This is a genomic window from Peribacillus sedimenti, assembly GCF_046237635.1.
GTDB classification, from domain to species: Bacteria; Bacillota; Bacilli; order Bacillales; family DSM-1321; genus Peribacillus; species Peribacillus sedimenti.
On record NZ_CP143547.1, the window covers coordinates 2131963 to 2154114 of the forward strand.

Here is a 22152-nt window from a genome sequence, read left to right on the forward strand (position 1 = left end):
GTTGCCTTTTCATAGGTTACCGTCTAGAATTGAATCATTTAGTATATCCTTCTTACAATATAATATTCGTTTACAGCCAGATAAACTTGAAGAACTAAACGTTGCATGCAATGATATTCAGTCAAAGTAACTGTGTTTTTCTAGTACATACGGATTTTTAATAGGAATGAAGGGTATTTTCGCAGTTATATATATCAAAATTCTACAGCGTATTTGAAAAAGGGGTGTAATTGATGATTAAACAACTTTCCTGGAAAGTTGGCGGACAGCAAGGGGAAGGCATTGAGAGTACGGGAGAAATATTTTGTATTGCCCTTAACCGCTTAGGCTACTACCTGTATGGCTATCGTCATTTTTCTTCAAGAATCAAAGGAGGCCATACCAATAACAAGATCCGTGTAAGTACGACGCAAATAAGGTCCATTTCGGATGACCTCGATATTCTTGTTGCATTTGACCAAGAAACTATTGATGTGAACTATCATGAGCTGCACGAGAGAGGCATCATTATTGCGGATGCCAAATTCAAACCTGAGCGTCCTGAAGATACGAAGGCAGTAATGTATGTAGTGCCGTTCACTGAGATCGCCACAGAATTGGGTACATCCTTAATGAAGAACATGGTTGCTGTGGGAGCATCCTGTGCTGTTCTTGGGCTGGATATTAATGTTTTTAACGAGGTTGTACGTGAGATTTTTGGACGTAAGGGAGAACAGATTGTTGAAAAAAACATGGCTGCTATCCAGGCCGGCCATGATTATCTGCTTCAAATGCTCGGAGACCAGTCAGGAGCAATGGAGCTTGAAAAAGCGGACGGCCAGAAACGTCTGTTCATGATTGGAAATGATGCCATTGCATTAGGTGCCCTGGCAGCAGGTTGCCGTTTTATGGCAGCATATCCGATTACACCTGCCTCGGAAATCATGGAGTACTTAATTAAAAAGCTTCCTCCACTGGGGGGAACTGTGATTCAGACGGAGGACGAAATAGCAGCAGCCACAATGGCGATTGGGGCGAACTATGGCGGGGTACGTGCCATGACAGCTTCTGCAGGCCCAGGACTGTCTCTAAAAATGGAATCGATCGGTCTTTCCGGAATTACTGAAACCCCTCTGGTAATAGTCGATACCCAAAGAGGGGGGCCGTCTACAGGACTGCCGACAAAACAAGAACAGTCTGATCTTATGCAGATGATTTACGGTACGCATGGTGAAATTCCTAAAATAGTGATTGCGCCGAGTACGGTTGAGGAAGCATTTTATGATACAGCTGAGGCATTCAACCTGGCTGAAGAATTCCAATGTCCGGTTATCGTTCTATCAGACCTGCAGCTTTCATTAGGTAAACAAACTGTCCAGCCCCTCGACTATAGTAAAGTTGAAATTCGGAGGGGGAAACTTCAATCCGGTGAGTTAGCAGAAACAGTTGATTATTTTAAACGTTATGAAGTGACTGAGGATGGTATTTCGCCTCGCGTTATTCCCGGCATGAAGCATGGTATCCACCATGTTACAGGGGTGGAGCATGACGAGACAGGGAAACCATCGGAATCTGCAGGCAACCGTAAAGTACAGATGGAAAAAAGGATGAGAAAGATTAAAGGCCTTGCTTTTAAGACACCTGTCTATAAGGATGCCAAACATGCCAATGCGGATTTGCTCATTGTCGGCTTTAATTCGACAAGGGGTGTCATTGAGGAGGCTATGGGCCGTCTGGAAGCAGATGGATTGAAAGTGAACCATGCACACGTGCGCCTGATCCATCCATTCCCTGCTGCAGAAATTTTACCGCTAGTGCAATCTGCTAAAAGCGTAATGGTAATAGAACATAATGCAACAGGGCAGTTAGCCAATATTTTAAAAATGAATGTTGGACATGTTGATAAAATTAAAAGTCTCTTAAAATATGACGGTAATCCTTTCTTGCCGCATGAAATCCATACTCAATGCAAGGAGTTGTTCTCATATGGCCACATTTAAAGATTTTCGAAATAATGTAAAACCAAACTGGTGCCCTGGGTGCGGTGATTTCTCTGTACAGGCTGCAATTCAGCGGGCAGCTGCCAATGTGGGACTAGAGCCTGAGAATCTCGCAGTAGTTTCTGGAATTGGCTGTTCGGGGCGTATTTCAGGATATATCAAGTCTTATGGATTTCATGGCATTCATGGACGCTGTTTACCAATTGCCCAGGGAGTCAAGATGGCAAACCGTGAGTTGACTGTGATTGCATCAGGCGGTGATGGTGACGGGTTTGCAATTGGAATGGGGCATACCATTCATGCAATCCGCAGAAATATTGATATAACTTACATAGTTATGGACAATCAGATTTATGGATTAACAAAAGGCCAGACCTCACCACGGTCTGCAGCGGGATTTAAGACGAAATCAACTCCGCAAGGGTCGATTGAACAAGCTGTTGCACCAATGGAGCTCGCCTTGTCAGCAGGCGCAACTTTTGTTGCACAGAGCTTCTCCACTGATTTAAAGGAATTAACAGCCATTATAGAGGCCGGCATCCAGCATAAGGGATTTTCTTTAATTAATGTGTTCAGTCCATGCGTAACCTATAATAAAATCAATACGTATGACTGGTTCAAAGAAAACCTTACTAAATTGAGCACAATTGAAGGATACGATTCAACCGACAGGGAAATGGCTATGCAGACTATCATGCAGCATGATGGACTGGTTACAGGAATCATCTATCAGAATACAGAGCGACCGTCATACCAGGAATTAGTCCCTGGATACGCAGAAGAAGCTTTAACAAAAGCAGATTTAACTTTAAGCCAGGAAAGCTTCGATCAATTGGTTGCAGAGTTTATGTAAAAAGCCCAGGGTTCGCTCTTTAAAAGCGAACCCGTTTTTCATGACAGCAGCACATGTATGCATTGCTTAAAAACACCTGGTGATACTACTAACCATTTACCAGAACCAGTTCCAGCCTCTCCTGCGGCGATTTCCCCTGTTTTCTTCATTATTTTCGTAATTTCTCTCATATTCGTTCTCTCCGTTATTCCGTTCGTTGCCATAATTGTTGTCACCATATCCTCTATTGCCATATCCTCTTCTTTGATTTCGTCCGTAGTTTCCATAATCTTCTTCCTCGTAATCATCTGAATAATTGTGATCATATTCGTTGCCATGGCTGCAGTTCTCGTGGTGCTTTCCATTCCCAAATCCACAGATGGAGCAATAACGTCCCTTGTTTGAACGTTTTCTTTTCTTTCCGCACTCATGACTATCTTCGTATTCGTCGTGACCGTAGTGATCTTTTTCGTAATCATCACAGCAGCAGCAATCCCTATATCCCATAGTTTCCCCTCCACTTAATAATTATTTTCTTTATATCATATGGATGGAGTGGACAAAGGTTATGGGAGTTTATCCAATGTTGTCAAAATGTGCAAAAGCATAGTTGCATGGAAAACGGTTTTTATTGATTTACAGGCCAAATGGTCAATGCAGCTGAATAAATCGGCTAATCCTTTCATTTTATGAGGACTGCAAACTAAGAAAAAACGAAAGGGACTTTCATCTCCCGACAACACTCCGCGTCTTTACCGCACGTGACGAAGTTTGCCGAAGATTCTTGCCTTTACTATGAATTACATCAAAATTTACATATAAGAATGCAAAAAAATAAAAAAATTTTCCATATCGGACCATTTGTCCATATCAGGTGGACATTCATCTAGACATGCAATTTTTTCAGATGGTAATATACTAATATCAGAACATTTATTAGCCGTTTCCTAAAAGGGAGTGTACATGTTGAAAGGAAAAATGAAAGCGCTTCTAAAGCATCGCAGAGGATTTGGTGCTGAATTGAGTATGGTTGATATTCCACAGATCAATGACGATGAAGTATTGATAAAGGTTAAAGCTACATCCATTTGTGGAACTGATGTACACATTTATACATGGGATGAATGGTCACAGGCCCGTGTGAACCCGCCTTATGTCTTTGGACATGAATTCTGTGGCGAAGTCGTTGAAATTGGTTCAAAGGTATCAAGTGTTAAAGTTGGCGACTTTGTTTCAGCTGAAACTCATTTGGTCTGTGAAAATTGCCCCCAGTGCTTGACCGGCCAGTATCATATCTGTAAAAATACTCGGATTATCGGTGTTGATACACAGGGATGCTTTGCCGAATATGTGGCCCTGCCTGCAAAAAATTTGTGGAAAAATCCTTCAAACATGCCTTTTGATGTCGCCTCGATACAGGAGCCGATGGGAAATGCAGTTCATACAGTGCTTGCTGGTGATATCTTAGGGAAAACAGTAGCTGTGATTGGTTGTGGCCCTATTGGCATCATGGCTGCAGGAATTGCAAAAGCGGCCGGCGCAGCCCAGGTGATCGCCTTTGACCTAAATGATTATCGGCTGAACCTGGCAAAGCAAATGGGTGCAACTGCCATTGTGAATTCCGGAAACCAAGACCCCTTAACTGTTGTAAGAAAATTAACAGGGGGCAGTGGAGTGGATGTTGTGTGTGAAATGAGCGGACATCCTGCAGCTATCAACCAGGGTTTTAAAATGGTCACAAACGGAGGAAGAGTTTCAATCCTTAGTCTGCCTGTGAAACCTGTAGAAATTAATATTACAGATGATATCGTCTTCAAAGGTATAACGGTGCAAGGAATAACGGGAAGGCTGATGTTTAAAACTTGGCAGCAGGTTTCGAGTCTTTTGGCGTCAGGGCAGGTTGACGTTACGCCTCTCATAACCCATCATCTGCCTATAGAAGAGTTTGAAAAGGGATTTGAGCTAATGATTAAAGGACAGTGCGGAAAAGTCGTGCTCCAACCGTAGAAAAAGAAGAATCGCAGTTTGAGGGATGGCGGATTATTCAGTAAAATAATAAATACCTATAGTTGTAATTTTGAAGGAGGAGTGTGTTATGAAAGGGTTCGAGTATTTGCAGGAAGAATTAAACCAAATGAGGCAGGCTGGGACCTTCCGCAGGCTTGTTCCGTTGGAGTCAGAACAGGGGTCTAAAGTAGTGATTGACGGCAAAGAAGTGATTCAGCTTTCCTCCAACAATTATCTGGGCCTAACCTCACATCCGCGCCTTCGGCAGGCGGCTCTTGATGCAGTTGAAAAATTCGGTGCAGGCACGGGTTCGGTAAGGACGATTGCAGGTACATTTTCTATGCATGAGCAGCTCGAAGAAAAGCTCGCAAAGTTTAAGCATACAGAAGCCGCCCTGGTTTTTCAATCCGGTTTTACAACCAATCAAGGGGTACTGTCAGCAATCTTGACGCCTGAAGATGTAGTTATTTCAGATGAATTGAACCATGCTTCCATCATTGATGGGATCCGGCTGACCAAAGCTGAGCGGAGAGTATATAAGCATGTGGATATGGCTTCGCTTGAGGAAGCTTTAAAAGGCACACAGAATTCTCGAAAGCGTCTTATTGTAACGGATGGTGTATTTTCCATGGATGGCAATATTGCACCACTCCCAGAGATAGTTGAGCTTGCCGAAAAATACGATGCACTAGTTATGGTAGATGATGCGCATGCTTCTGGGGTACTTGGCAAAAATGGGCGCGGAACAGTAAATCACTTCGGGCTGGATGGAAGGGTTCACATACAGGTTGGTACTTTGAGTAAAGCGATTGGCGTTCTTGGCGGTTATGTAGCAAGCACCAGGACATTAATCGATTATCTCATCCATAAAGGACGTCCATTTCTGTTCAGCACTTCCCACCCGCCGGCAGTGACTATGGCTTGCATAGAAGCATTAGATGTGCTTCAGGAAGAGCCTGAACTGATTGATCGCCTGTGGGAAAACACCACATTCTTTAAGGATGGCCTGAAAGAACTTGGCTTTAACACCGGTCATAGTGAAACACCCATTACCCCGGTCATTGTTGGAGATGAAGCACTCTCACATCAATTTTCCGATAAGCTGCTTCAATATGGCGTTTTTGCGCAGGGAATTGCCTTTCCGACTGTAGCGAAGGGCCTTGCCCGAATCCGTACGATTGTAACTGCCCAGCATTCCAATGAAGAGCTCCAGATGGCATTGGATGCATTTGTAAAAGCAGGCAAAGAGCTAAAAATCATCAATTAGCTAGCATGAAGCGCTGTAGTCTTGGACTATCGCGCTTTTTTGATAATGAAGCCATGCCATTTAGCATCTCTGCCATATTGCACAGGTGACTAAAATACATTAGGCCTTAGTATCTTTCTAGTAAGCGGCTGTCAAAACAGTTAGTAATGCAGGCCATAGATAATAGATTAACCTAAGCCGTATATTAGGTCAAAAGGTGCTCTTTCTAAAAATAGCAAGCTATTGTGTCTAAAATTGTACTTATTCGACTAAGTTATTGTTGTTTTCAAGGTAAATGTTTATAATATTGAATTGTATGTTCGTATAATAATTCAATTTATTCTTTTCAAATACTGAAAAGAAAGGGGTATAAATAATGAACGAAAAACAACGGCTGGAAGGCCAGCAAGTTCAAGTTGCTAATCCAGCGGACAAAAAATCCGAAAAGGATTACAGCAAGTACTTCCAGGCTGTATACATGCCGCCTTCCTTAAAAGAAGCAAAAAAACGCGGCAAAGAACAAGTTAAATATGACGAATTTGGGATACCAGAAGAGTTCCGCAGTATGGGTGCAGGACGAAAATTTTACATCCGCACTTATGGCTGCCAGATGAACGAACATGATACAGAGGTAATGGCAGGGATCTTCATGGCACTTGGTTATGAGCCATCCGAAACTGTAGAGGATGCGAATGTCATCCTCCTGAATACTTGTGCAATTCGTGAAAATGCGGAGAATAAGGTATTTGGAGAGCTCGGACATCTGAAATCGCTAAAAATGGAAAAGCCTGATTTGCTGCTTGGAGTGTGCGGTTGCATGTCCCAGGAAGAGTCGGTTGTAAACAGAATTCTTTCCAAGCATCCGTTTGTTGATATGATTTTTGGTACCCACAATATTCACAGGCTTCCACACATCCTTAATGATGCATATATGTCCAAGGAGATGGTCATTGAGGTTTGGTCAAAGGAAGGCGATGTAATTGAAAACCTTCCAAAGGTTCGCAAAGGACAGACAAAAGCCTGGGTAAATATCATGTACGGCTGTGATAAATTCTGTACCTACTGCATTGTTCCATATACAAGGGGTAAGGAAAGAAGCCGTCGCCCGGAGGATATCATTCAGGAGGTCCGCCATCTGGCTGCTCAGGGCTATAAGGAAATCACGCTGCTAGGGCAGAATGTAAACGCATATGGCAAGGACCTTGAGGATATTAACTATGGACTCGGTGATTTAATGGATGAAATCCGTAAGGTCGATATTCCTAGGATTCGCTTTACAACAAGCCATCCGCGCGACTTTGATGACCATTTGATTGAGGTGCTTGCAAAGGGCGGCAATCTGGTTGAGCACATCCATCTTCCTGTCCAATCCGGAAGCACAGATGTTCTGAAGATCATGGCACGTAAATACTCACGGGAACAGTATCTCGAGTTGGTAAGGAAAATCAAAGCGGCAATGCCGGATGTAGCACTGACAACGGATATCATTGTTGGATACCCAAATGAAACCGAGGAGCAATTCGAAGAAACTCTTTCCCTCTATAAAGAGGTAGGATTTGATGCTGCTTATACATTTATCTATTCTCCAAGGGAAGGCACTCCTGCAGCCAAGATGGTCGATAATGTCCCTATGGAAGTGAAGAAAGAACGGCTTCAGCGCTTGAATGCCGTTGTCAATGAATTCTCCGCTAAGAAAATGAAGGAGATGGAAGGGCAGATTGTTGAGGTTCTCGTTGAAGGGGAAAGCAAGAATAATCCAGATGTATTAGCAGGGTATACCAGAAAGAATAAGCTGGTTAATTTTATTGGACCAAAGCCTGCGATTGGGCAGCTGGTAAAGGTAAAAATCACTAAAGCAAAAACATGGTCTTTAAATGGGGAAATGGTGGAAGAAGCTAAACCGGTAGAGGTGGAATGAACATGGGGAAATATTCGAAAGACGATATTCTGGCTAGAGCGGAAGAATTGGCCAAAATGATTTCCGAAACAGAAGAAGTCGATTTTTTCAAGCGTGCGGAAGCACATATCAATGAGAACCAAAAGGTCAGGGAGATGATTGCTTCCATCAAGAGCCTTCAAAAGCAAGCGGTCAATTTCCAGCATTATGGAAAAGAGAAGGCGTATAACCAGGTGCAGCAAAAAATAGAAGCACTAGAGCAGGAAATTGATGAGATTCCTATCGTGCAGGAATTTAAACAATCTCAAGTAGATGTAAATGAATTGCTGCAGATGGTAGCTTCACAAATTTCAAATACAGTAACTGATCTGATCATTCAAACCACAGATGGCGATCTTCTTCGCGGTGAAACAGGGTCAAAGGTACGGAACGGAAGCGGAAGCAGCTGTTCTTGAGGTCCCTTTACGAATCCCCTCCATTTAACGGAGGGGATTTTTTGTGTACAAGGACCCTAAACAGCAGTGCCTATTGACCGACGCCGTGATACGTACATGAGCCCCTCCTTAAAACTGGAATTTAGCACATCACTCATTTCCACGGCATAGACTAGTGTAGATAACGATATTACATTCAGTTTCTATTGTTAAAATAATTCGCACACTAGACTAATAACCCGCATAGGATGAATTGAAACTGTATGAGGAGGGTTCGCTAGCATGTCACAATCACACTATAGAGAGATTTTAGCAAAAGCGGTGGTGGCAAAGGGACGTAAATATACAAAGTCCTCACACACCATTACCCCAGCTCATCATCCTTCCAGCATTCTCGGCTGTTGGATCATCAACCATAAGTACGAGGCAAGAAAAATCGGCAAAAAAGTGGAAATCCGCGGCACTTTTGAGATTAACACCTGGTATTCAACTCAGCACAATACCAAGACAGAGCTTGCGTGTGAAAAGGTGCAATATTCAGATGTAATCTCATTAAAATACCGGGATCCAGATGTCCAAGATGATGAAGAGGTCATCGCAAAAGCGGTTCAGCAGCCAAACTGCATCGAAGCCAGCATTTCTCCTGATGGGCAGCAGATCTTGGTGAATGTGGAAAGAGAATTTTTTGTTGAAGTAATCGGGGAGACAATGATATGTGTCGCTGTTAATCCGGATGGCTGCAATGATGATGATGATTGGGGCTCCGATCTGGAAGATGAGTTTGAAGATTTACGTCCTGATTTCATGGTAGACTTTGAGGACGAATAGAATCTCCTTTGCCAAATGATATGGTTAATTTTGCCGTCATTCATCCTGATAAAAACTCAATGGGAATTAGATTGCCGTGAAAGGCAGTTCCATCCCCGCGTAACGGACTGCATCTAAGGGGCAAGGGAGTAACCGGATGAATGACATTCATCCGGCTTTATTTTTATCTCAGAGCAAAAATTGGATACTGGATTCCTGTCGAATAGTGCAAGCGAGTACCGCTACAAAGAGGCTGATATGATATAATGAGTCTATATGAGCTCTGGCCGCAGGACATTAAGCAATCTCCCGGATAAAAAATACGGGGGCAGCTTACTGAAAAATAGCAGCTGCGGGGCTTGCAATAATCGTAAACTATGAACAGCAATAATATGTGTTTAGTAAATAATGACCATTATTATTTGTATGAAAGGTTTGGAAGTCAATGACCGGTTACACTCCAATGATTCAGCAATATCTTAAAATTAAGGCAGAGTATCAGGATGCCTTTTTATTTTTCCGTCTAGGGGATTTTTATGAAATGTTTTTTGATGATGCCCTAAAAGCATCTCAGGAGCTAGAAATCACACTTACAAGCAGGGAAGGCGGTACAGCGGAAAGGATCCCGATGTGCGGCGTGCCCTACCATTCTGCTTCCAACTACATAGATGTGTTAGTGGAAAAAGGGTATAAAGTGGCTATCTGCGAACAAACAGAGGATCCAAAACAAGCCAAAGGAGTCGTAAGAAGAGAGGTAGTCCAGCTAATTACACCGGGTACTAAGATGGATGGCAAAGGCCTGGATGAAAAGGAAAATAATTACCTTGCCTCTATTACAGACTATTCTGATGGGACATACGGGCTTGCCTATACGGATTTGACGACGGGCGAGAGTGGCGCAACCATACTTGAAGGCAGCTTTGATGAGGTCTTTAATGAACTTGCCCTGTTAAACGCCAAAGAAATCGTACTGGCAGATGACTTCAATCCCGAGTGGCAAAAAAGTTTCAGGGAGCGAGGGCTGGCGGCGTTATCTTACGAGAATGAGAGTGTGGTCACCGATTCCTTCGCACGGTTAATGAAGCAACTTAATGGCCAAAAGCAGATGATGGCGGCGTCACGGCTTCTTCATTATCTTTACCGGACTCAAAAGCGCAGCCTGGACCATCTACAACCGGTAAAATCATATGAAACTAATCATTACATGAAAATAGATTACTATTCAAAAAGGAATTTAGAGCTTACCGAAACAATCCGCTCAAAAGGCAAGAAAGGCTCGCTATTATGGCTTCTGGATGAAACGAAGACAGCCATGGGAGGAAGGCTGTTAAAACACTGGATTGACCGGCCGTTGATCGATAAGAAAAAGATTGAAATGCGCCAGGCTTATGTAGAAACCCTGTTAAATCATTATTTTGAGAGACAGGACATCCGTGAACGGCTTACCGAAGTGTATGACCTGGAACGATTGGCTGGAAGGGTCGCATTTGGGAATGTAAATGCACGAGACCTCATCCAGCTTAAACGTTCTCTTCAGCAGCTGCCTTATATCAAACAAGTAGTTGCCGGAATGGCTGATGCCGCTCTGTTGAAACTCGCTGAAAACCTCGACCCTTGTGAAGAGGTGACAGATCTTTTGGAAAGGTCACTGGTGGACAACCCTCCCCTGTCAGTTAAAGAGGGAAATATCATCAGGGATGGCTTCAATCAAGAGCTTGATACGTACAGGGATGCCAGCCGGAACGGAAAGTCGTGGATCGCTCAATTGGAACGGCAGGAACGGGAACGGACCGGCATTAAGTCCTTAAAAATAGGCTATAACCGCGTGTTCGGTTATTATATAGAAGTAACAAGGGCGAATCTGCAATTGTTGGAGGAAGGCAGATATGAAAGGAAACAGACACTTACAAACGCAGAACGCTTTATTACTCCGGAACTAAAAGAAAAGGAAGCGTTGATCCTTCAAGCAGAGGAAAAGATAGTAGGGCTTGAATATGATTTATTCCTTGATATACGCGAACAGGTGAAGGAGTACATCCCGCGCCTGCAGAAGCTGGCGCTTGCCGTTAGTGAACTGGATGTGCTGCAATGCTTTGCGACTGTAAGTGAACAGCGCCACTACGTGAAACCTTTATTTTCGACTGACAGGAAGGTCATGATTAAAGCTGGCCGACACCCAGTAGTGGAAAAGGTCCTCCAATCCCAGGAGTATGTCCCAAATGATTGCCATATGAATTCCGAACGGGAAATCCTGCTGATTACCGGGCCAAATATGTCCGGTAAAAGCACTTATATGAGGCAAGTTGCCCTGACAGCAATCCTTGCCCAAATTGGCTGCTTTGTGTCAGCAGAGGAAGCTGTCATGCCAATCTTCGATAAAGTATTTACCAGGATTGGGGCTGCAGACGACCTGATTTCCGGACAAAGTACCTTTATGGTCGAAATGCTGGAAGCCAAAAACGCTATCGTCAATGCAACGCAAAATAGCCTTATTTTATTTGATGAAATAGGGAGAGGAACATCCACATATGATGGAATGGCACTGGCACAGGCCATCATTGAATATATACACGAAAATATCGGGGCGAAAACATTATTCTCGACCCATTACCATGAGCTTACTGCCTTGTCCAATGACTTAAAACAATTGAGCAATGTCCATGTAAGTGCCATTGAGCAAAACGGAAATGTAGTATTTCTCCATAAAATAAAAGAAGGCGCCGCAGATAAAAGTTATGGAATCCATGTAGCCCAGCTTGCGGAGCTGCCAAAGACGCTTATTATACGCGCAAAAAAGATTCTGGAGGATCTGGAGAATGGCAATGGGCAAGATATTCCAGCAACGAAGCATGATACCGCGCCAATTCCTGTGCTTATTGGTTCAAATAATGCTGAAGGCAGCGCTCAAGCAGGAGGGGAAGCGCCTGTTTTTGGAGGCCAGCTTTCTTTCTTTGCGGACTCGGCTGTTGCTGAAAAACCTGGAACTTCCAAAGAACGAAAAGTTACAGAGGAGCTAAAGAACCTTAACATCCTGGAGATGACTCCTCTCGAAGCGATGAACGTTTTATATAAATTGCAGAAAAAGCTGAAATAATTGATTGAAAGAGTGAGGCGAACGCAAATGGGCAAAATTGTAGAGCTTGATGAGGCATTGTCCAACAAAATAGCAGCTGGCGAAGTTGTGGAAAGACCGGCTTCTGTTGTCAAGGAACTCGTCGAAAATGCAATTGACGCCAACAGCAGCATTATAGAGATTGAATTGGAAGAGGCAGGGCTGTCGAAGATCCGGATTGTGGATAATGGAGATGGCATCCTGCCGGAGGATGTAAAAACTGCTTTTAAACGACATGCAACAAGTAAAATCAAAGATGAAAACGACCTGTTCAGGATTCGGACACTTGGATTCCGCGGTGAGGCTCTTCCCAGCATTGCCTCTGTATCCAGGTTTGAATTGAAAACAAGTACAGGTGAGACAGCGGGCACAAGGATCCTGCTTGAAGGCGGTAATATTAAGGAGTTAGAAGCGGCATCCAGCCGGAAAGGAACGGATATCACAGTTTCAGACTTGTTTTATAATACACCTGCCAGGCTTAAATATATGAAGACCATCCACACTGAGCTTGGAAATATCACTGATGTAGTGAACCGTCTTGCCCTCTCCCATCCTGAGGTGTCATTCCGGCTTACCCATAATGACAGAAAGCTGCTTCATACAACTGGGAAAGGCAATGTACTCCAGGTTCTTTCGGCAATTTATGGAATCAATATTGCAAAGAAGATGGTGCCGGTAAAAGGAAGCTCTTTGGATTTCAATGTGTCCGGTTTTATTGCACTCCCGGAAATTACAAGGGCATCCCGCAATTATATCTCGACCATGATCAATGGAAGGTTTATAAAAAATTATCCATTGGCAAATTCCATCCTGGAAGGCTATCACACCTTGCTCCCGATCGGACGTTATCCAATTGTACTGCTGTCCATCACGATGGACCCCATCCTTGTCGATGTGAATGTCCATCCGTCGAAGATGGAGGTCCGGCTAAGCAAAGAAACAGAACTGAACCAGCTTGTAGCAGAATCGATCAAACAAGCATTTAAGACCATGGAGTTAATCCCGAGCGGCCCTGGTTTTGTGAAAAAGGAGACTGTCCGTACAGATCAGCCTTCCTTTGAGTTGGACCATATTGCTCCGTCCAATAAAAGTTTCACTCCTGAGCCAGTAAAGGATTCATTCTTCGGCAAGGAAGACAATACCGATAATGAACATAGAGACGAGAATTTCCTATATCAGACAGTACAAGCGGAACAGCCGCTTCCATTCAGGGAGTCAGGGGAAGAATATAAATCTGAAATAGTGATGGAGACGAAAGCTCCTCAAAACCAGAGTTTACAGGAGCAAACCGTGTCTTCAATTCTTTCAGTACCGCCAGAGGAAATTCAGGAGCCGGTGCAAAAAGAGCTTTCAGCAGGTCGAAGGCAAACCGAGCGGCCGGCCCCAGCAGCAGAATTACCGTCCAGAGTTCCACCGATGTATCCGATTGGGCAAATGCATGGAACCTATATCTTTGCCCAAAACGAGAGAGGGCTATATTTAATAGACCAGCATGCTGCACAGGAAAGAATCAAGTATGAGTATTATTCGGAAAAGCTTGGATATGTGGAAAGTGAGCTTCAGGAGATGCTTATTCCGATTACGCTTGAATACTCAACTGATGAGTGCATAAGAATCAATGAATATAAGCACGAGCTGGAGAAGGTAGGGGTCTTCCTGGAGGAATTCGGCATGAATTCCTATATTGTCCGTTCGCATCCACAATGGTTCCCAAAGGGAATCGAACAGGAAATCATGGAAGAAATGATCGAACAGCTCCTTTCCATGAAAAAGGTCGATATTAAAAAACTAAGGGAAGAAGCTGCCATCCTTATGAGCTGTAAAGCCTCCATAAAAGCAAACCATCACTTAAGAAATGATGAAATACAGGCACTGCTGGATAAACTAAGACAGACGACTGATCCATTTACCTGTCCGCATGGACGTCCTATCATCATCCACTATTCCATTTATGAAATGGAGAAAATGTTTAAAAGGGTTATGTAAAAATATAGATATAGAAACCCTGTGATTGAATTTCAAAATTGCAATAAACAGCCAGGTTGTCTACCAGCTCTTTTCGCACTGAATGAACGTACTGCGTTTGTTCAGTGCTTTTGTGTTTTGTGATAGCAATCTATGTACATCTACGAAATAAAGAGAATAGCCTTTTTAGTAAAGGTAATAAAAAAATTACAAATTTTTCCGATATATAGTTTAATTATATTAGGAGGAAGCTTATGAAAAAACATATATTTCTTGCGAACATCCTAGTTCTCTTATCGTTTTTGTCTACCCCCGCCATAAATGCAGCTATAAAAGTGAATTACGGAAAGAAAGTAGATTGGGTCAATATAACTGCCGACAATAATTGGGCCATTAACAGCGGGATACTTTTGTTTAGCAGTAAAAAGAAAGATACTCCATTATTACAAGGACTAGATAAGCGTGTTAAGTATATCGGCATAGATTATAGGGACAACTCTAAGCAAAAATTACATCCAGTAGCTTCCGAGGTATCAACAGAAGAGGGGATTGGCAGCAGTATAGAATTTTCAGCAAAGCAAAATACACAAACAATATACGCAATCATTGTTTTTTATGATAAAAACAAAAAACCAATCGCCTATCAGGACAAAACCCTAAACGTGCAAAAACTAGTCATCAATCAAAATAAACAAATAAAAAAGCTGAACAATGATCGGTTTTTCGAGATTGATAAGGCAACGAAAACAATAAATGTCGATTTGTCAAAATTAGAAGGCAAATTTAGTTATTGGACATTTCATTATGATTTAAAACCGGTATCGTTGGCAGCAGCCATAAAAGAAGGCTTGGCTGGAACAAGAAACGACGGGAGTCATGGATCCGTGGAACCAATTACATTCCAACTATCGGAAGCAGCCTTTAAGTAGGGTTTATACCATGATCATTCTGTATGACAAAAAATTTAAACCTATATATTACATACCTTACTATTTCAAAGACTCAGATTTTACATGATTCTCGATTGTTAATTCTGCAGAATAAGTTGTTAGAGATTCAAGCCGATGGAGGATTCTAAAGTATTGATAGAGTCCCTTTTTTTACACATATTAAGCAGTTGAAAATGGTATTTGTTTGATATACCTTATTTCCGCTAAAAATAAAACATGAACTATGAATCTCAGTGTACACTTTATATCAGATTTGATTGATGACCTAGGGTGTAAGGATATTTTTTTTATGCAAAGGGCTTAATCTCTCCAGTTTGTAGGTTTGTCTAATTTTAAACAAGTACGTCTGTGGTAAGGCAATAAATGAGTTCATAAACTCCTCTACGTACTTCCTGTGTTTTTTTATATATTTACTATATTATAATTATGTTAACTATATACTGGTCGCTTAATGCTTTTTTATTACCATAGCCCATGACCAGAGGATATCCTTAAACAAGTTGAAGTATTGCAATAATAGAGGAGCGGTTTGTTTGAGGGTAAATTTATAAATATAGTAACATGATCGAGTTGAATAAGTGGTTAAGTTCCCGTATTGAGACAAATATTAACCAAGTTTGTTCAACACTTTTTATGTATCTTGAATAAAACCTTTGAATTTCTAATTAGTTGGAAATTGATTTAGACAGTCTTCCCAAAATGGTTGGTCACAGGTTTTATAGCATTACAAAAATAGCTCTAAAGAGAATGGTTAGCGCTATTTAGTCTTATATTTTTTATGGCACTTAGATGGCTAATCAAAATATAATTCCTTTCCTAAATAGCTCTGCAACTGCTTGCACTCTATTTTGCGCACCTAATTTTTTAATAGCTGATTTGACGTATTGGTTTACTGTAACTTCACTGATATACATTGCTTCAGCCATATTTTTGGTGCTCTCTCCCCAGGATATCCTCTTCATGACTTCGAGTTCCCTTTTGCTTAGTATTTGAGTAGCAGCCGTTCCGTTTGTTTTCTCCAGGATTCTTCCTGCTTGGCGGCCATATTGGGTAAAGGAAGAAAGTAATTGATCGGTTATAAGAAAATCTTTTTTGAATTCATTCGTGCATATATAACCGATTGCAACCGAACTAAAGCAGATTGGGACAACTAAGAGGGAATTCACATTAGATGAGGTTATGTATTTGCTGTTTACTAGCCTGAAAAAATCCATTCCGGAACAGTACTTCGCTTTTCTTTCATATAAAGCGGAATAAATGATCGGTATAGAACGAATATCATCCCGGATATCTCTGATATGCCCCAAGCCTAGGGTATTGAGTGATATGATGCCTTCTCCGAGATAACCCAAATGGGAGTATCTGAACAAAAAGGAGTTTCTTACGGGGAAAATCTTAATATAAGTTTCGAGTATTTTATACAGTTTGTCTTCATGGCTGCCAGCATCTTCTATTTCTCGGATACTTTTCAATAAGGTATAATCCAAAGACATATTTTCACCTTCTTTATAGGGATACAGTATATAGAAAATTGGGAATATTCAAATTATATAAAAATTATTACACTTTAGATAGACTTTCTTATGGTTTTTCTTCGAGCAATTTCCCCAAATACGGAGGGAGAAAGGCGGTGAAATGATCCATACTGTACTGTACAAAAATCATCCGACATATGTTACCAATAAAATGAAAACGCTTACAAATTATTTGTTGATATTTCCTTTTTCTCGACAGATCTAATTTTATCTGAAAATTTCTAAATTCCAAGTAAATCTAAAATCTATAAAAAGATGAGGAGGCAGGAGATGACATCAAATCAACCGAAATTAGATGCTGTCATTGTCGGCGCCGGTTTTTCGGGGCTTTACATGCTTCACTGTCTGAGGAAGGCAGGCTTTTCCACACGGGTTTTTGAAGCAGGTGATAATGTCGGTGGTACATGGTATTGGAATCGTTATCCGGGAGCACGCTGCGATGTTGAAAGCATCTATTATAACTACACTTTTTCAGAGGAGCTACTTGAGGAATGGACCTGGTCTTCCAAATATGCTGAACAGCCAGAAATTTTAAGCTATATTAATTTTGTTGCAGATAGGTTGGATCTAAGGCGAGACATCCAGTTCAGTACACGTGTTTCTTCGGCAAAATATGATGAAGATAAGAAGTTCTGGATAGTGGAATTAAATGACGGTCAAACAGTGTCGGCAAGGTACTTTATCACAGCAGTAGGATGCTTGTCCGCTTCCAATATACCTAAAATTAAAGGGTTGGAAAACTTTAAGGGCGAGTGGTATCACACTGGTCAATGGCCTCATGAAAAAGTAGAATTCATTGGCAAAAAGGTTGGAATAATTGGAACGGGCTCGAGCGGTATCCAGGCCATTCCTGTAATAGCAGAAGAAGCGGAACACCTTACAGTTTTCCAGCGGACCCCTCAGTATAGCACTCCAGCAAGAAACCATCCACTTGATCCGGACCTCATACAACAAGTACGAGAGAATTACAGTGAAATTAAGACGAACATTCGTCATTCCTTAACTGGCATGCCAGTGATGCCCCGTGACCGCTCTGTTTTTGATGATACACCCGAAGAAAGGCAGCGGTCATTTGAAGCGGCATGGGAAAAAGGCGGCCTTATGCATCTAAACTACACTTATAACGATCTAAGTATAACCCCTGAAGCCAACGAAATGGTGGCAGAATTTATCCGCTCAAAGATCAGGCAGGTTGTAAAAAATCCTGAAACCGCGGAAAAACTGATGCCAAACTTCTTTTATGGAACGAAGCGCCCAATCATAGACACAAATTATTTCGAGACCTATAACCGTGAGAACGTATCCCTGGTGGATGTGAAAAAGGCACCAATCGAAGAAATCACTCCAACTGGCCTAAGGAACGCAGAATCTGAATATGAACTAGATATGATTGTATTTGCAACAGGATTTGATGCTATGACCGGACCTTTATTCAAGATGGATATCCGCGGGAAAGGTGGGGTGTCATTAAAAGAAAAATGGGCTGATGGAGCACATACTAGAACATATCTGGGCATTGCAACAGCAGGATTCCCTAACATGTTCATGCTTACGGGGCCAGAAAGCCCTTCTGTATTGAGTAATATGATGGTTTCAATTGAACAGCATGTGGAATGGGTAAGCGATTGTATCAACTATATGCGTGATAACGGTAAGGTTGTCATCGAAGCAAATGAGGATGCTGAAAACACATGGAGCAAGACCTGCCGTGAAATAGCCGATGCTACCCTTTTCACAAAGACAGAATCTTGGTATATGGGTGCAAATATTGAAGGGAAAGCCCGCGGCTTCCAGATTTACCTCGGAGGGGTAGGGCCGTACAGACAGATTTGTGACGATGTTGCCGGAAATGGGTATGAAGGATTTACATTAATTGCCTCTGAAGAACCTGTATTAGAAGGATGAACAAAAGGGAAATGTTCGATTAATATTTGATTAAAAAAGGAGGAATAATTATGGCTTTAGATCCGCAAGCAAAATTTATACTGGAGCAGATGGAGGCTGCTGGAGCTCCGCCGATGAGCACATTATCACCCGAAGAAGCAAGGCTTACAACTGATTTTAGTGCTTTGGCAGGCGAACCAGAAGAGGTAGGGAAGGTAGAAAACAGGAACATTCCCGGCCCTGCTGGAGAAATACCGGTGCGTATTTATACACCAAAAGGAGAGGGGCCGTTTCCTGCATTGGTTTTTTATCATGGAGGAGGCTGGGTGATTGGCGATCTGGATACAGTAGATGTACCTTGTCGGCTTTTAGTCAATAGAGCAAACTGTGTGGTGGTTTCTGTTGATTATAGGCTGGCACCTGAGCATAAGTTCCCGGCAGCTGCAGAAGATTCATATGCCGCAGCCAAGTGGGTGGTAGAGAATGCTGCATCCATTCAGGTTCTTCCAGATCAAGTGGCTGTTGGCGGAGACAGTGCAGGAGGGAACCTTGCAGCTGTCACCGCATTGATGGCAAGAGACAAGGGAGAAATATCTTTGGCCTATCAAATGCTTATTTATCCCGTGACTAACCACTCATATGCAACAGAGTCTTACACAGAAAACGCTGACGGATATTTATTGACAAAAGATAGTATGGTCTGGTTTTGGAACCATTATTTAAATGACGAGGAAGACGGCAAAAATCCTTACGCCTCCCCTCTGCAGGCAAAGGACTTAAGCGGACTTCCCCCAGCATTGGTACTTACAGCAGGATATGACCCGCTTCGTGATGAAGGCGAAGCCTATGCGGAACGGCTTAAAGAAGCTGGTGTTCCGGTGGAAACTGCCCGTTATGACGGCATGATCCACGGATTCTTCTGGATGCCAGGTGTGCTCGACCAGGGTAGGATATCCATAGAACAGGCTGCAAGTGCCTTAAAGAAGGTATTCGAGAGCAGTGTAGCGCCTATTAAGTAAAGCTGTCCTAAATAACCGGACACTTCAGCTAATGAAGTGTCCCTTTTAATGTTTATAAAAATACATAAGATGTTTGTTCATTAATTCGCAAAGTTGCTTCCGCTGTCAATTGATCCGTTGTCAGTAAAAAAATAGAGCAGCTCCGATAACAGCCCTTACAGGTAGTCCAACATTTGCATCTAATAGATAGAGGTGATGAATATGGAAAATTTGCTGCAATCTCTTTTGAACCGTTCCGTAAATAAAATGGGACCGGTGAATCCTATTGTCAAAGAATCTGCACTGGAAGTTGTCAGACGTGCATATGATGAGGGAATCTGTATGCAGATTGTATCTGGATTTCGTACTAAGGAGCAGCAGGACGCTTTGTACCGTCAAGGCAGGACAGCACCTGGTTATATAATGACCAATGTAAAAGGAGGCCAATCTTACCATAATTATGGACTCGCAGTTGATTATGCATTAGTGTCTCCCGGCGGACGCGAAGTTAGCTGGACAGTAAACAGGGAGTGGCTGAGAGTTGCGGAAATTGCGAAGTCAATTGGGTTTACATGGGGTGGTGACAGACCAAAATTTAAGGACTATGGCCATTTGGAAATGAATGGAGGATTATCAATCGCTGAATTGCAAAAGGGGAAACTGCCATCACTAATTTCCATTCATACCAAAGAGAGCTGAGTGTTCGCCATTCAGTGGACAAGTACCCTTGTTAGAAGATTATACTGTGAAGGGTCGAGAAGTGGGGAGTTTACTTATAGTTCTGTATGACCGAGGTGATTTTCACCTCTTTCATTTTTCAAATTTCCCATGAATGAAAAAGAATAATAGGTAAAAGGTGCAAGGAACATGGTTGCAATCAATAAAAATGGGGTATTGATTTTTGTGCGTTTATTTGATTAATTCGTCCCATTCTTGTTCATACTGGTTAGATGTGTTACTGCTGCAACAAAAATTATGGTAAAATAGGAAAAAACTAAGTAAGGCAGTGAATGGAATTGGAACGTATAAAGCCAAAGCTTCTTGTTATAATCGGACCAACTGCAGTAGGCAAGACGAAATTAAGTGTAGAACTTGCAAAACGGTTTAACGGTGAAATCATAAGCGGTGATTCGATGCAGGTATATAAAGGGATGGATATCGGAACTGCCAAAATAACAGAAGCTGAAAAAGAAGGAATACCCCACTATCTTATTGATATTAAAGATCCCGATGAGCCATTCAATGTACAAGAATTTCAAGAAAGAGCCAATGAAGCAATCATTGATATACATAGCAGAGGGAAGTTACCCATTATAGCAGGAGGCACGGGGCTTTACATCCAGTCTGTTATTTATGATTATCAGTTTTCAGAAGCCCCAACTGATCCCGCTTACCGAAAACACCTGGAAAACCGGATAAATGCAGGAGAAATTGATTCTGTCATGGATGAACTAAGAAACATTGATCCGGAATCGGCTGAAAGGATACATCCCAATAATGTCCGGCGGGTCATTCGGGCTCTTGAAATCTATCATTGCACAGGCAAGACCATGACCGACCAGCTCCTAGACCAGCCAAAAGAAATGAAGTATGATACGTTGCTTATCGGGCTGACCATGGAAAGGGAAAAATTATACCAGCGCATCGACCAGCGGGTAGACCTGATGGTAGAACAAGGGCTCGTACAGGAAGTAAGGGAATTCTATCAGCAGGGATTAAGGGACTGCCAGTCTATCCAGGCAATCGGATACAAAGAATTATATGATTACTTTGACCACAAAACCAGTTTGAATGAAGCATTAGATGCCCTTAAACAGAACTCCCGCCGATATGCCAAGCGGCAGCTTACCTGGTTCCGAAATAAGATGGATGTCGTTTGGTATGATATGACAGATACCGAAGGCTTTGCAAAAAAAACTGAGGAAATATCCGCTTTTATTGCAGGAAAGCTCTTAATAAAAGCGAATAAATAACAAATAGAGAGAATAGAGGAGGATTTACAATGAAACAATCCGTTAACATTCAAGATCAATTTTTAAATCAATTACGAAAAGATGGAACTTATGTGACCGTTTTTTTACTAAACGGTTTCCAGATAAGGGGACAAATAAAAGGGTTTGATAATTTCACTGTATTGTTCGAATCAGAAGGAAAACAGCAGCTGGTATTCAAACACGCAATCTCTACATTTGCACCTCAGCGAAACGTACCAATCGATTTCGAAGCAAAGGAATAAACAACACAAAAACAGGCGCCTGTGGCGCCTGTTTTCAATTTAACGTAAATTAGTATCTAAGATCCTCATCGCGCTCTATTACACTCATTGACAAGCAGGATATCGGGGGAATGAACCGAAACACTCCACCTAGAATCCAGAGACTTATATTTCTTCATTAGCACCCAATTAAAGATACTGAGTTACCATCATTCTGAATATATATAGGAGAAGGAAATATTTCGTGGTAAGGAAATATTTCTCGGGAAAGCGCAGGAAATGACAAGATTC

General features: G+C 42.1%; 17 protein-coding genes. 15 read left to right on the forward strand and 2 right to left on the reverse strand.

What is annotated here, in order from left to right; all coding sequences use genetic code 11:
* The first annotated feature begins 233 nt into the window (after positions 1-233).
* Positions 234-1979 carry a 2-oxoacid:acceptor oxidoreductase subunit alpha gene (locus V1500_RS10460; RefSeq protein WP_409305498.1) on the forward strand — a complete coding sequence of 582 codons (1746 nt, stop codon included), beginning with the start codon at positions 234-236 and terminating at the stop codon, positions 1977-1979.
* Positions 1966-2832 (forward strand): 2-oxoacid:ferredoxin oxidoreductase subunit beta, encoded by an 867-nt coding sequence (locus tag V1500_RS10465; RefSeq protein ID WP_409305499.1) that lies wholly within the window; start codon positions 1966-1968, stop codon positions 2830-2832. The genes V1500_RS10460 and V1500_RS10465 overlap by 14 nt, the downstream gene beginning before the upstream one ends.
* A 38-nt stretch (positions 2833-2870) precedes the next feature.
* Here the strand turns inward: V1500_RS10465 and V1500_RS10470 are convergent, their stop codons facing one another.
* Positions 2871-3332: a hypothetical protein gene (locus tag V1500_RS10470; protein WP_409305500.1), complete on the reverse strand. Its 462-nt coding sequence runs from the start codon at positions 3330-3332 to the stop codon at positions 2871-2873.
* A 442-nt stretch (positions 3333-3774) separates the two neighbouring features.
* Between V1500_RS10470 and tdh the strand changes: the two genes are divergently transcribed.
* The 8 genes from tdh to V1500_RS10510 all read left to right on the forward strand — a co-directional run bounded on the left by tdh (position 3775) and on the right by V1500_RS10510 (position 15208).
* Positions 3775-4818, forward strand: a complete 1044-nt coding sequence (gene tdh / locus V1500_RS10475) for an L-threonine 3-dehydrogenase (protein ID WP_409305501.1) — start codon at positions 3775-3777, stop codon at positions 4816-4818.
* An 88-nt stretch (positions 4819-4906) separates the two neighbouring features.
* Positions 4907-6085 (forward strand): glycine C-acetyltransferase, encoded by a 1179-nt coding sequence (locus V1500_RS10480; protein ID WP_409305502.1) that lies wholly within the window; start codon positions 4907-4909, stop codon positions 6083-6085.
* A 355-nt stretch (positions 6086-6440) separates the two neighbouring features.
* Entirely contained in the window at positions 6441-7982 is a 1542-nt protein-coding gene (miaB, locus tag V1500_RS10485) for a tRNA (N6-isopentenyl adenosine(37)-C2)-methylthiotransferase MiaB (protein ID WP_409305503.1), read from the forward strand.
* 2 nt (positions 7983-7984) lie between these two features.
* Entirely contained in the window at positions 7985-8416 is a 432-nt protein-coding gene (locus tag V1500_RS10490; RefSeq protein WP_409305504.1) for a RicAFT regulatory complex protein RicA family protein, read from the forward strand.
* A gap of 261 nt (positions 8417-8677) precedes the next feature.
* Positions 8678-9223, forward strand: coding sequence for an outer spore coat protein CotE (locus V1500_RS10495; RefSeq protein WP_409305505.1), 546 nt, complete (start codon positions 8678-8680; stop codon positions 9221-9223).
* A gap of 424 nt (positions 9224-9647) precedes the next feature.
* Positions 9648-12296 carry a DNA mismatch repair protein MutS gene (mutS, locus tag V1500_RS10500; RefSeq protein WP_409305506.1) on the forward strand — a complete coding sequence of 883 codons (2649 nt, stop codon included), beginning with the start codon at positions 9648-9650 and terminating at the stop codon, positions 12294-12296.
* A 27-nt stretch (positions 12297-12323) separates the two neighbouring features.
* Entirely contained in the window at positions 12324-14300 is a 1977-nt protein-coding gene (gene mutL, locus V1500_RS10505; RefSeq protein ID WP_409305507.1) for a DNA mismatch repair endonuclease MutL, read from the forward strand.
* 233 nt (positions 14301-14533) lie between these two features.
* Positions 14534-15208, forward strand: a complete 675-nt coding sequence (locus V1500_RS10510; protein WP_409305508.1) for a hypothetical protein — start codon at positions 14534-14536, stop codon at positions 15206-15208.
* An 818-nt stretch (positions 15209-16026) separates the two neighbouring features.
* On the opposite strand, the gene V1500_RS10515 is transcribed toward V1500_RS10510, so the two are convergent.
* Positions 16027-16722, reverse strand: a complete 696-nt coding sequence (locus V1500_RS10515; protein WP_409305509.1) for a response regulator transcription factor — start codon at positions 16720-16722, stop codon at positions 16027-16029.
* A gap of 312 nt (positions 16723-17034) precedes the next feature.
* Between V1500_RS10515 and V1500_RS10520 the strand changes: the two genes are divergently transcribed.
* The 5 genes from V1500_RS10520 to hfq all read left to right on the forward strand — a co-directional run bounded on the left by V1500_RS10520 (position 17035) and on the right by hfq (position 21882).
* A complete protein-coding gene (locus tag V1500_RS10520) occupies positions 17035-18669 on the forward strand; it encodes a flavin-containing monooxygenase (RefSeq protein ID WP_409305510.1) in 1635 nt (544 codons plus the stop codon).
* 50 nt (positions 18670-18719) lie between these two features.
* The gene (locus tag V1500_RS10525) at positions 18720-19667 is read left to right on the forward strand and encodes an alpha/beta hydrolase (protein WP_409305511.1); all 948 of its coding nucleotides are present in this window, start codon (positions 18720-18722) and stop codon (positions 19665-19667) included.
* A 201-nt stretch (positions 19668-19868) separates the two neighbouring features.
* Positions 19869-20345 (forward strand): M15 family metallopeptidase, encoded by a 477-nt coding sequence (locus V1500_RS10530; RefSeq protein WP_409305512.1) that lies wholly within the window; start codon positions 19869-19871, stop codon positions 20343-20345.
* A 326-nt stretch (positions 20346-20671) separates the two neighbouring features.
* Complete coding sequence (gene miaA / locus V1500_RS10535) at positions 20672-21619, forward strand: tRNA (adenosine(37)-N6)-dimethylallyltransferase MiaA (protein WP_409305966.1); 948 nt, start codon at positions 20672-20674, stop codon at positions 21617-21619.
* 29 nt (positions 21620-21648) lie between these two features.
* Complete coding sequence (hfq, locus tag V1500_RS10540) at positions 21649-21882, forward strand: RNA chaperone Hfq (protein WP_409305513.1); 234 nt, start codon at positions 21649-21651, stop codon at positions 21880-21882.
* Positions 21883-22152: the final 270 nt, after the last annotated feature.